This window comes from Campylobacter sp. RM10537 (assembly GCF_022369435.1).
In the GTDB taxonomy this organism is placed as follows: Bacteria; Campylobacterota; Campylobacteria; order Campylobacterales; family Campylobacteraceae; genus Campylobacter_D; species Campylobacter_D molothri.
The window spans coordinates 52,560-63,409 of record NZ_CP059597.1; the positions used below are offsets into that span (position 1 = coordinate 52,560).

Genomic DNA, 10,850 nt, shown 5'->3' on the forward strand with positions numbered 1-10,850 from the left:
ATCTTCAATTATCATAAAAAATAGTTATTTAAAAATAACTATTTAAAAATAATGATTTAAGATAATAGTTTAAAGATTATGATTTAAAGAATAATCATTTGATTATAATTTAAAGAAAAGATTCTTAAAATCTTTTCTTCTTAACATCTTCTAATATATTATTAGCTATATCACTAACAGTATTAGAAATGATTGCACTCTCATTAGCAATTTCAACATTATCTTTAGTGGTTTGATCAATAGCAGCTACACTTTCATTGATTTGAGTAATACCTGCAGTTTGTTCTTTAATAGATTCTGCCATATCATTAATAGATTGAACAAGTAAGTTAGTATTAGCTTCTATTTCACTCAATGATTTTTGAGTTCTTTCTGCTAGTTTTCTAACTTCATCAGCCACAACAGCAAAGCCTCGTCCATGTTCTCCTGCACGTGCTGCTTCTATAGCAGCATTTAATGCTAAAAGATTGATTTGATCTGCAATATCTCCAATAATACTTGTAACATTTTTAATCTCTTCTGATTGAGTGATTACATCAGAGGTTTTAACAGAAACATTTTGCATAGAAGAAGTAATTTCTTCTAAAGCAGCAGCAGTTTCTTCTAAAGAAGCTGCTTGAGAATTAGAAGAGCTAGTTAGGTTTTGAACAGCATTTTGTAATTTAGAACTTTCACTTGCTAAGTGATTAGCAAAATCAGAACTTTGTTTTAACATTTTAATGATTTCTTCACCTAAAGCATTAGTAGTAACTTCAACACTACCTCTAGCATTTTCTAATTTATTTCTAAAATCTAAGCTCTTATATTCTTCAAAGATTTTATGAATAGCATTCATATCAGAACCTACTTTTTCTTGTAAGACATCTAAGAGTTTATTTAAAACATTTTTAAGTTCTACAAGTTGAGGATTTCTTGGATTTGCAGTAATTCTTGCTGTTAAATCTCCTTTTTCTACAACTTGAACTGTAGAGACTGATTCTTTTACAGCTTGATTATCTTGTTCTAAACCTTGTTTAGTAATAAGGATGTTTTCATTAATGGCTTTTGAGATTTGACCAAACTCATCATAACTATCAATTTTTATAGTTTCAATATCTTTAGTTTCGTGATTTAAGAAATGGAAGAAATTTTGCAAGTAATGCAAGGTAGAGCTAATCCTATTGCTTACTAATTTTCTAACGCAGATATAGATAACGCCTAAAACTACTACCAAAAAGATAATAGCAATAATAATGATTGAAAATTGTAATTTATATACAGGAGCTAAAACAGATGAGCGAGGAGTTGTAACTAAAATACTCCAATGGCTTGAATTATTAAGAGTACTAAATGATACTACTGAAGCATAAGACATAAACCCAGTAGAGGTTAAAAAATCATCCATGAGCAAATCTTTATGATTTTTAATAGCTTCTAAAATAGGTCTAACTGAAGGAGAATGATTGTAGTCATTAATTTTTTGCAATAGGGCTTGAGGATGATCATGTATCACAAATTCTCCATTATCTGTTAAAAGCAATCTTTGATCACCGTCATGAAAATTTAAAGAAGGATCTAATAAAGTCTTAGACATTTCTGAAAATTCTAAAGTAAAACCTAAAGCCCCTATATATTTTCCATTTTTATTAAATAAAGGCATTCCAAAATTAATACCTATAAATTCGCCATTTCCATAATTTAATCTTTTTGGTATTCCAAATTCAATTTTTGGATTGTTTATATCATTTTGTTTTTCTGTTTTTGATAAGAGAGAAATTTGGTCAAATGCGTTTTTTAAATGTGTTATTTTTATCCCTCCAGAAATTCCTGGAGTTGTATCATGAAATACCATAGACAAAGAGCCATCTTCATTTATAAATTTTTCTTTATCACTTCCAATTATTATTGAAGGATCTTTTAAATATAAAAAGGCATATGTAGTATGAATACTTCCATCTAAAGTATCTTTGATTAAATTTTCTATAATATTTGAATTAATTTGTCCATCATCTTTTATGATATCTTGAATAGCTGAATCAGTTGTGTTAGATAGCATTAAAGGTTCATTAAGCGCAGCTTCCATATAGTTGACGTATCTTTTTGAAGCTATTGTTAGAGATTCTTCTGCTTGATTTTCCATATTTGAGATAACTTGGAAAGAAATAAAAAAAATCATTACCGCTAAACCTATTATAATACTTATAGCAGTACATAAAACTAATTTCGTGCCAATACTTAAAGATTTAAACATCTTTTAATCCTTTCGTAAAAATAATTTAAATTTTTGCAAATGAATATAATATCTATATTTATTTTAAAAACAAATAATTAAAAAGTAATGATAAATACTTATATTAAAAGCATTTAAAAGTATGATAAAATTCTACATCGCTAAAGCTTGGTGGGAATGGCACTGAAGCTGAAAAATTTTTATAAGTATTTCCAGGAAGATTATTTATAATTTCTATAGTATAAGAAACACTTGTATTTTTCATTTTAGCATTTCGGATATTTTTGTCGTCAAAAATATCTCCACTGACATGTTGTTTATTGAATATATTAAGCATTAAATAACATTTTTTAATATTAAATTGAGTTAAATTTTCTACTTTTCCATTGATAATAACACTTTCATTTCTTAAATCTCTAGTATAGGATAAATTATCAAGTTTAGCTTGAATGGTAAATTGATTGATTGTTAAAAAGATAGAGTAAATTAGTAGCGCAGAAAAGATAGTGTTGATAGTATAAGCCATTAAAGCTATCTCTTTATGTTTTATTTTTAAAAAAATTAAAATACAAATTAAAATAAAACAAATAATGATAATAATAAAAGCGAGTAGATGATAGATTGTAAGCTGCATTAAAAACACTCTGAAACTAGATGTATGGTAAAATTGTTTTCATATTGGAAATTTTCAAAGGCAACCCTTTGAGATTGGGTTGTATTTTTCTTTAAATTTTTTACTTCAGCGCTTTTTTGTCTATAGGGTATAAATTTATCTTTATATCGATCAATAAAATTATCTTTTGGTGAGACATTTTTAAAAATCTTTGTTGTAATTTTACATTCCTTAAAATCATGCTTTGATGTATTGTTTATATTAAAATCAACAATTAAATCTCCAGAGGTATGCAACATTTTTTGAGATATAATTTCGAGGGTTCTACTTCTTACTTCGTGATCAATTATTTTAAATCCAAAAATATAGATTATAAAACAAAAAATCAAATTTAAAGCAATGATAAAAAGTGCTATAACTGGTCTATGGCGTAAAAACACACTCAAAAGTGAAACTCCGGTGAAAAGAAAAAAAATGAATAAAATGAGCATATAATCGACTAGATATAAATGAGTGGTATAAAAAAGCACAATTTCTCTTATTTTTTCTATCACCGTTTTTTCCTAAAAATTATTGAAGAGAGCTTTGTTTTTTTGCATCTTTTGTATCAACCCAAATATTAGGTACAGCTCCTCCAGGTGTTAAGAAAATTTTAGCATCTTTATTGATTTTTAAAGCCTCGTTAAATTCTTTTTGTGTTTCTATTTGTTTTAAAGTTAATAAAGAATTATTTAAACTATTGGCGATTTCTTTATTAGAATAAGCTTGAGCATCTGCTTGAATTTTAACAGCAGCAGCTTTACCTTTAGCACTGATGATAGTTGCATTTGCTTCTCCTTCTGCTAAGGCTGCTTTTTTCAAGGCTTCTTGGTTAGCTCTTTCAACTTCATATTTTGCTCTCTCTGCTTCTTGCTTAGCAATTTGAACCCGTTCTATTTGTTCTTTTACCTTGGAAGGCAAAATAATTTCTCTTAACTGAACCGCACGAAGTTCAACGGGTTTATTTGGTTGAGTAGATATTGTTTTTCCTATCCCTTCTTCAATTTGAGCTGCTATAGTATTACGGTTAGTAGGTAATTCTTCAGCTGTATATTTCCCTACAACACTTCGTACTACATCACGCACAACGGGATCAATAATTTTATTTTCCCAATTTAATCCCCATGTTGCAATGGTTTGTGGCACTTGAGAAGGATTTAAGCGATACTGAACTGTTACATCTATAAAAACTGGAAGCCCTCTTGAATCTAAAACAGAGATGCTATTTTTATTGATAACTCCTGATCCAAAACTTAAATTTTCATTAGCACCTTCAAAAGATGCGTAATTGATTTGTCTTATTCTTGTATCAATAATAGTAATTTTTTGAATAAAAGGTAAGAAAAAATGAAGTCCTGGCGTGATAGGCTCAGGATCGTATTTACCGGTATTTGATTTGATTCCCATTTCTCCAGAATTAATTATCACAAAAGGTTTGATTAATATAACAAATATTATTAATATTGCTATAGTATAGACAAAAGGTGAAATTTTTCCAAAAAATTTAAAATCAGACATTTTGAAATTGAAATTTTTTTGATTATTTTCATTGGAATTTTTATTTTTTTTATTAAAATAATCATTTAAATCAGCTGGCATTTTATTCCTTTTTTTGATTTGATTTCCATTGTTTAAAATTTTTAGGACTGAATTTTATCAAAAATAAACTAACAATAAACTTTTAAGAATATTTTAAATTGATTACATTGAAATTTACCGAATGAAAAATAGATTCTATTTGAAATTAAGACAAAGTTTTGTATTTTTATTTCTAAGATTTAATATTTTTAAAAATCAAAAATTGTGATGTTTAACGGTTTATAAAATAGTTATGAAATTTTTAGATTATTTATATTGTTTTGTTTTATTAAATTTGAAATAATTACGAAAATCAATAATAAAGGAGAAAAAATGCCAATTGTTAATATAAAACTAGCTAAACCCGCATTAACCAAAGAGCAAAAAGCTGAGCTTATAGCAGATATTACTCATCTTTTGAGCACAAAATATAATAAAAATAAAGAAAGAGTAGTTGTAATGATAGAAGATATAGAAAGTTACGATATAGGTTTTGGTGGAGAAAGTGTAGAGCAAATTAAAATGAAGGCTGCAAAATGAATAATTTAAAAGTAGGAGATAAGGCTCCAGAATTTGAGCTTTTAAATCAAGATGGAATTAAAATAGCGCTTAAAGATTTTATCGGAAAAAAAGTAATTTTATATTTTTATCCTAAAGACAACACACCAGGTTGTACAACAGAAGCTTGTGATTTTAGTCAAAATTATGATCGTTTTGGTGATAAAAATGCTGTGATATTAGGTGTAAGTCCAGATAGTATTTCTAGTCATGAAAAATTTATCTTTAAATTTGATTTAAAACATATTCTATTGAGTGATAGTGAAAAAGAGGTGGCAAAGCTTTATGGTGTCTGGGGGCTTAAGAAAAATTACGGAAAAGAATATGAGGGCATTATTCGTTCCACTTTTGTAATTGATGAAAATGGAAAAATTGCACAAATTTATAGCAATGTTCGTGTAAAAGACCATGTTTTAAAAGTGCTTGAAAGTCTTTAATGCTTGTACATATTTGTTGTAGCGTGGATAGTCATTATTTTATAGAGGAATTAAGAAAGGCTTATCCTAAGGAAGAAATTATAGGTTATTTTTATGATCCTAATATTCATCCTTTAAGCGAATATGAGTTGCGATTTTTAGACGTTAAAAGAAGTTGCAAAAAGCTTAAAATTAAACTTTATAAAGGTAAATATGAGTATGAAAAATGGCTTGATGCTGTGCGTGGATTTGAAGATGAGCCTGAAAAGGGAGCAAGATGTAAGATTTGTTTTGATTTAAGAATGGGATCTAGTGTAGAATTTGCTGCTAAATTGGGTCAAAAAAAACTTACAACTACGCTTTTAACAAGTCCAAAAAAAGATTTAGAACAATTAAAAAATGCTTTACAAAAAGAATGCGAACCTTATGGTATAGAATTTTTAGCTCCAGACTTTCGTAAAAATGGAGGCACTCAAAGACAGTTTGCCTTAGCTAAAGAACAAAAACTTTATCATCAAAATTATTGTGGATGTATTTATGGACTAAAAAAGCAAAAACAAGATAAAAATTTTATTGATGAATTAATGTCCCCAATCAATAGACAAATTTTGCCAGCAAGTATAGAGGCTAGAATAGCTTTTTATAAAAAAATTAACACTCTTGAAAAAAAAGGAAAAAAATTTGAAATTAAAAGGGATAAATTTTTAAATTATCGGCTTTTAAATGCTTTAATAAAATTTGATAAAAAACCGATTAAGTCCTATATTTTATTTTATTCTCATTTTAAAAATTCTTACACAAAATTGAGTATAGAAGAAGATAAAGCAGATTTTTATGTTAGTTTTAAAGATGAAATCAATTTTTGGAGTTTTAAATATTTTAATTCTTTGTTAAAAAATAAATTTAAGACTTTTGAAGAGTTTTTAAATAAACCTTTAAAAATTAATCAAGAAATCAATTTGAGACATAGGTTGTTTAATTCTTATAATCTTTCTCCTGTGATTATCTTGGATCAAATCTGTCAAGGGCGTTATGAGATTTATGCTAAAAGTGAGATTTATTTTGATACAGAGGAAAAAATTCTTTTAATTTAAAAATAATTTTTATGCTTTTGTTAGTATTTTTTTTGTAAAATTTCGATTTTCTATAAAAACACACATGAGGCTTAAAATGATAAATGTATCGCAAATTCAAGAAATTTTACCGCATCGTTATCCTTTTTTATTGGTCGATAGGATTGTTGATTTGAAGAAGAATGAAATAGTTAAAGGATATAAAAATATTAGCATTAGCGATCCTATTTTTTTAGGTCATTTTCCAGATCATCCTATTTACCCAGGTGTTTTAATTCTAGAAGGAATGGCACAAACTGGTGGAGTCTTGGCCTTTGAAAGTATGGATGATAAAGTAGATCCTAAAAGTAAAGTTGTATATTTTACCGGCATTGATGGGGCAAAATTTAGAAATCCAGTACGTCCAGGAGATAGACTTGATTATGAAATGAAAGTAGTGAAAAATCGTGGAAATATGTGGGTTTTTAAAGGTCAAGCTTTTGTGGATGAAAATTTAGTTGCAGAAGCTGAACTTAAAGCTATGATTGTGGATAAGTAATGACAAAAATTCATCCTAGTGCAGTGGTAGAAGAAGGTGCAATTCTTGGTGAAGATGTTACAATTGAAGCCTATGCATATGTGAGCAAAGAAGCAAAAATAGGGAATAATGTTACCATAAAGCAGGGGGCTAGAATTCTTTCAGATACGACAATAGGGGATGATTCTAGAATTTTTTCTTATGCTATTGTGGGAGATATTCCACAAGATATTTCTTATAAAGATGAGCAAAAGAGCGGTGTTATTATAGGTAAAAATGCAACTATAAGAGAATTTGTAACTATTAATTCAGGCACGATAAAAGGAGATGGCTTTACTCGTATAGGAGATAATGCTTTTATTATGGCTTATTGTCATATTGCTCATGATTGTATTTTGGGTCATAATATAATTTTGGCTAATAATGCAACCTTAGCGGGTCATGTTGAACTTGGAGACTTTTGTGTGGTTGGAGGCTTAACACCAATTCATCAATTTGTAAAAGTAGGGGAAAGCTGTATGATTGCGGGCGCAAGTGCCTTATCTCAAGATATTGTTCCATTTTGCTTAGCAGAAGGAAATCGTGCTAGTATTAAGAGTTTAAATTTAGTAGGTATACGCCGACGTTTTAATAAAGATGAAGTAGATATTTTAAATAAGGCTTTTAAATTTTTATTTAGAAAAGGGAATTTAAAAGATAATGCCCAAGAGCTTTTTAAAATTACCCAAAGCGAAAATGTTAAAAAAATGTGTGATTTTATTCTAACAACAAAGCGCGGAATTCCAGTATATAGAGGTAAGAGTAATGCCTAGAAAATGTAGTTTTTGTAATGAATTTGAAAATTCTCAAAGAAGAATTTTAGAAAATGGTGATCATAATTCTTTTATCTGTGAGTGTTGTGTTGAGGCAGCTTATAATATTATTTTTGGAGAAGAGAAAGAATCCAAAGAGGTTAAAGAAGGGTATAATATCAATTTTAATGATATGACACCAAAAATTTTAAAAGAGCATCTTGATCGTTATGTTATTGGACAAGAAAGAGCTAAAAAAGTTTTTAGTGTAGGCGTTTATAATCATTATAAAAGATTATTTAGATCAAAACTTGATGGAGATGACACAGAACTTTTTAAGTCAAATATTTTACTCGTAGGCCCAACTGGAAGTGGAAAAACTTTGCTTGCACAAACTTTAGCTAAATTTTTGGATGTGCCTATAGCAATTTGTGATGCAACATCTTTAACTGAAGCAGGTTATGTCGGAGAAGATGTTGAAAATATACTTACGCGTCTTTTGCAAGCTGCTGATGGGGATATTGAACGTGCTCAAAAAGGTATTGTTTTTATTGATGAAATTGATAAAATTGCAAGGATGAGCGAAAATCGATCTATTACTAGAGATGTAAGTGGAGAGGGAGTTCAACAAGCTTTGCTTAAAATTATAGAAGGTAGTCTTGTTAATATACCACCAAAAGGTGGAAGAAAGCATCCAAATCAAGATTTTATTCAAATAGATACTTCAAATATTTTATTTGTGTGTGGAGGAGCTTTCGATGGCTTAGATCTTATATTAAAACGCAAATTAGGCGATAAAGTTGTAGGTTTTTTTGATAATATTCAAGAAAATAAAGCTTTGCTTGATAAAATTGAACCAGATGATTTAGTTCATTTTGGTCTTATACCTGAATTAATCGGACGTTTGCATGTTATAGCATCTTTAAATGAACTTGATGAAGATGATATGGTGAGAATTTTAACAGAGCCAAAAAATGCTATTGTTAAACAATATCAAAAGCTTTTTGCAATTGATAATGTTAATTTGAAATTTGAAGATGAAGCCTTAAGGGAAATTGCCAAGTTAGCTCTAGAAAGAAAAACTGGAGCTAGGGGGCTTAGAAGCATTATAGAAGAAATGATGGTAGATTTAATGTTTGAATTACCAGAATATAAAAATTATGATATTATTATTACAAAAGAAGTTGTAAGAGATAATGCTAAAGCATTATTAATCAAAAAGAAAATAAGTTAAAATAAAGGAATGTGATGATTTTAGATCAACTTATAGGATTTTTTTCGAGCGATATGGGTATAGATCTTGGAACGGCCAATACTCTTATTTTAGTTAAAGATAAGGGTATTGTTATTAATGAGCCTTCTGTTGTTGCGGTTGAGCGTGAAAAATATGGCGCCAAGGCTAAAATTTTAGCTGTAGGAAAAGAAGCTAAAGATATGGTAGGTAAAACTCCTGGAAATATAGAAGCTATTCGTCCAATGAAAGATGGAGTGATTGCTGATTTTGATATCACTGAAAAGATGATTCGATATTTTATAGAAAAAACTCACAGAAGAAAGTCTTTTTTACGTCCTAGAATTATTATTTCAGTTCCTTATGGTTTAACTCAAGTTGAAAGAAAAGCGGTTAGAGAAAGTGCTTTAAGTGCTGGAGCTAGAGAAGTCTTTTTAATAGAGGAACCTATGGCAGCAGCTATAGGAGCAAATTTACCTATTGATGAACCTAAAGGAAGTTTAGTTGTGGATATAGGTGGTGGAACAACAGAAATTGGTGTAATTTCTTTAGGTGGTCTTGTAATTTCAAAATCGATTAGAACAGCTGGCGATAAATTAGATATGAGTATTGTAAATTATGTTAAAGAAAAATATAATTTAATTATCGGGGAAAGAACAGGAGAAGAAATAAAAATTACAATAGGATCGGCTATTCAACTTCCAAAAGAACTTTCTATGGTAGTTAAAGGTCGAGATCAAGTGAGCGGACTTTTAAGCCGTATAGAGCTTACAAGCGAAGATATCAGAGAAGCGATGAGGGAACAACTTAAAGAAATAGCAGATGCTTTAAAAATGGTTCTTGAAATGATGCCACCTGATTTAGCAAGTGATATTGTTGAAAATGGAGTTGTTTTAACTGGAGGAGGAGCTTTAATTCGTGGTCTTGATAAATATCTTTCAGAGATTGTTCGTTTGCCAGTATATATTGCTGATGAACCACTTTTGGCTGTGGCTAAGGGAACGGGTAAAGCATTGGAAGAAATTTCAATTTTGCAACAGCTAACTAATGAAGAATAAGCTCATTTTTATTCTTATTTTATTTTTTTTAATATTTATATCTTTTTATTATGGAGGGTTGATTAAAAAAAATATTCTTTTTGTAAATGATGTAGTTATAGAAAAATTTTACGGAATCAAGGATTTTATTTCTGAAGAATTTTCTAAACATTTTAATCAAGCAGAGCAAATTGAAAAACTCAAAGCTAGAAATCGAGAATTAGAATATATGGCAGTTTTAACCACAAGTTTTGCTAATCAACTCAATCGAATTTTGGAGGATAAAAATTCAACCAAATATTTACCTCAAGTTTCTTTAACAAGAGCTATTTCTTATGTACGATTAAATGATTATAAGAGATTGTGGCTTGATTTTGCTAGAGTTCCTCCTGATAAAAATAAAGGTTTAATCTATCAAGGATATACAGCTGGTATTGCTATAAATAAAAATGATAGGGCTATGGCAATTTTACAGGGTGATGAAAAATGTGTTTTTGCAGTCTATATAGGAAAAGATAAAATTCCTGGACTTCTTCAAGGTGAAAATGGTAAGATTATAGTTAATTTTATTTCAAAATCTGCAAAAATACATATAGGGGATGAAATTTTAACTAGTGGACTTGATAATATATTTTTTTCAGATATTCCAGTGGGTAAAGTGATTGAAATTAATAATGGAGAAATTTATAAAAGTGTTATAGTAAAACCTTATGTTAAAATCAATATTCCTGCCTATCTTTATATTGTTGATAGTGTATAATTAAAGAATTTTTCTTCTTATAAATTTA

The 10,850-nt window shown here is 28.7% G+C and carries 12 protein-coding genes; 8 read left to right on the top strand and 4 right to left on the bottom strand.

Features of this window, described 5'->3' with window-relative positions:
- Nucleotides 1–124: 124 nt before the first annotated feature.
- From CMOL_RS00225 to CMOL_RS00240, 4 genes are all read right to left on the bottom strand, one after another.
- Nucleotides 125–2,230: a methyl-accepting chemotaxis protein gene (locus CMOL_RS00225; protein ID WP_239820320.1), complete on the bottom strand. Its 2,106-nt coding sequence runs from the start codon at nt 2,228–2,230 to the stop codon at nt 125–127.
- A gap of 103 nt (nt 2,231–2,333) precedes the next feature.
- Nucleotides 2,334–2,843 carry a DUF2393 family protein gene (locus tag CMOL_RS00230; RefSeq protein ID WP_200281276.1) on the bottom strand — a complete coding sequence of 170 codons (510 nt, stop codon included), beginning with the start codon at nt 2,841–2,843 and terminating at the stop codon, nt 2,334–2,336.
- Entirely contained in the window at nt 2,843–3,373 is a 531-nt protein-coding gene (locus CMOL_RS00235; RefSeq protein WP_239820771.1) for a DUF2393 family protein, read from the bottom strand. Before CMOL_RS00235 ends, CMOL_RS00230 begins: the two co-directional genes overlap by 1 nt.
- Nucleotides 3,374–3,392: 19 nt before the next feature.
- Nucleotides 3,393–4,460, bottom strand: coding sequence for a prohibitin family protein (locus tag CMOL_RS00240; protein ID WP_200281279.1), 1,068 nt, complete (start codon nt 4,458–4,460; stop codon nt 3,393–3,395).
- Nucleotides 4,461–4,772: 312 nt separating this feature from the next.
- Between CMOL_RS00240 and CMOL_RS00245 the strand changes: the two genes are divergently transcribed.
- From CMOL_RS00245 to mreC, 8 genes are all read left to right on the top strand, one after another.
- Nucleotides 4,773–4,979, top strand: coding sequence for a tautomerase family protein (locus CMOL_RS00245; protein WP_239820321.1), 207 nt, complete (start codon nt 4,773–4,775; stop codon nt 4,977–4,979).
- Entirely contained in the window at nt 4,976–5,434 is a 459-nt protein-coding gene (gene bcp / locus CMOL_RS00250; RefSeq protein ID WP_239820322.1) for a thioredoxin-dependent thiol peroxidase, read from the top strand. Before CMOL_RS00245 ends, bcp begins: the two co-directional genes overlap by 4 nt.
- A complete protein-coding gene (locus tag CMOL_RS00255; protein WP_239820323.1) occupies nt 5,434–6,507 on the top strand; it encodes an epoxyqueuosine reductase QueH in 1,074 nt (357 codons plus the stop codon). The genes bcp and CMOL_RS00255 overlap by 1 nt, the downstream gene beginning before the upstream one ends.
- A 76-nt stretch (nt 6,508–6,583) precedes the next feature.
- Nucleotides 6,584–7,024, top strand: a complete 441-nt coding sequence (gene fabZ / locus CMOL_RS00260; protein ID WP_200281291.1) for a 3-hydroxyacyl-ACP dehydratase FabZ — start codon at nt 6,584–6,586, stop codon at nt 7,022–7,024.
- Nucleotides 7,024–7,815, top strand: a complete 792-nt coding sequence (lpxA, locus tag CMOL_RS00265; protein WP_200281294.1) for an acyl-ACP--UDP-N-acetylglucosamine O-acyltransferase — start codon at nt 7,024–7,026, stop codon at nt 7,813–7,815. The genes fabZ and lpxA overlap by 1 nt, the downstream gene beginning before the upstream one ends.
- Nucleotides 7,808–9,028, top strand: a complete 1,221-nt coding sequence (gene clpX / locus CMOL_RS00270) for an ATP-dependent Clp protease ATP-binding subunit ClpX (protein ID WP_239820324.1) — start codon at nt 7,808–7,810, stop codon at nt 9,026–9,028. The genes lpxA and clpX overlap by 8 nt, the downstream gene beginning before the upstream one ends.
- A gap of 14 nt (nt 9,029–9,042) precedes the next feature.
- Entirely contained in the window at nt 9,043–10,083 is a 1,041-nt protein-coding gene (locus CMOL_RS00275) for a rod shape-determining protein (protein ID WP_137623335.1), read from the top strand.
- The gene (mreC, locus tag CMOL_RS00280; RefSeq protein WP_200281300.1) at nt 10,073–10,822 is read left to right on the top strand and encodes a rod shape-determining protein MreC; all 750 of its coding nucleotides are present in this window, start codon (nt 10,073–10,075) and stop codon (nt 10,820–10,822) included. The genes CMOL_RS00275 and mreC overlap by 11 nt, the downstream gene beginning before the upstream one ends.
- Nucleotides 10,823–10,850: the final 28 nt, after the last annotated feature.

Excerpts from the sequence above, each read along its gene's own strand:
- clpX (WP_239820324.1), top strand. The coding sequence starts at position 7,808 with ATGCCTAGAAAATGTAGTTTTTGTAATGAATTTGAAAATTCTCAAAGA.
- bcp (WP_239820322.1), top strand. The coding sequence starts at position 4,976 with ATGAATAATTTAAAAGTAGGAGATAAGGCTCCAGAATTTGAGCTTTTA.
- CMOL_RS00275 (WP_137623335.1), top strand. The coding sequence starts at position 9,043 with ATGATTTTAGATCAACTTATAGGATTTTTTTCGAGCGATATGGGTATA.
- fabZ (WP_200281291.1), top strand. The coding sequence starts at position 6,584 with ATGATAAATGTATCGCAAATTCAAGAAATTTTACCGCATCGTTATCCT.
- CMOL_RS00225 (WP_239820320.1), bottom strand. The coding sequence starts at position 2,230 with ATGTTTAAATCTTTAAGTATTGGCACGAAATTAGTTTTATGTACTGCT.
- CMOL_RS00230 (WP_200281276.1), bottom strand. The coding sequence starts at position 2,843 with ATGCAGCTTACAATCTATCATCTACTCGCTTTTATTATTATCATTATT.
- CMOL_RS00255 (WP_239820323.1), top strand. The coding sequence starts at position 5,434 with ATGCTTGTACATATTTGTTGTAGCGTGGATAGTCATTATTTTATAGAG.
- CMOL_RS00245 (WP_239820321.1), top strand. The coding sequence starts at position 4,773 with ATGCCAATTGTTAATATAAAACTAGCTAAACCCGCATTAACCAAAGAG.
- CMOL_RS00240 (WP_200281279.1), bottom strand. The coding sequence starts at position 4,460 with ATGCCAGCTGATTTAAATGATTATTTTAATAAAAAAAATAAAAATTCC.
- mreC (WP_200281300.1), top strand. The coding sequence starts at position 10,073 with ATGAAGAATAAGCTCATTTTTATTCTTATTTTATTTTTTTTAATATTT.
- lpxA (WP_200281294.1), top strand. The coding sequence starts at position 7,024 with ATGACAAAAATTCATCCTAGTGCAGTGGTAGAAGAAGGTGCAATTCTT.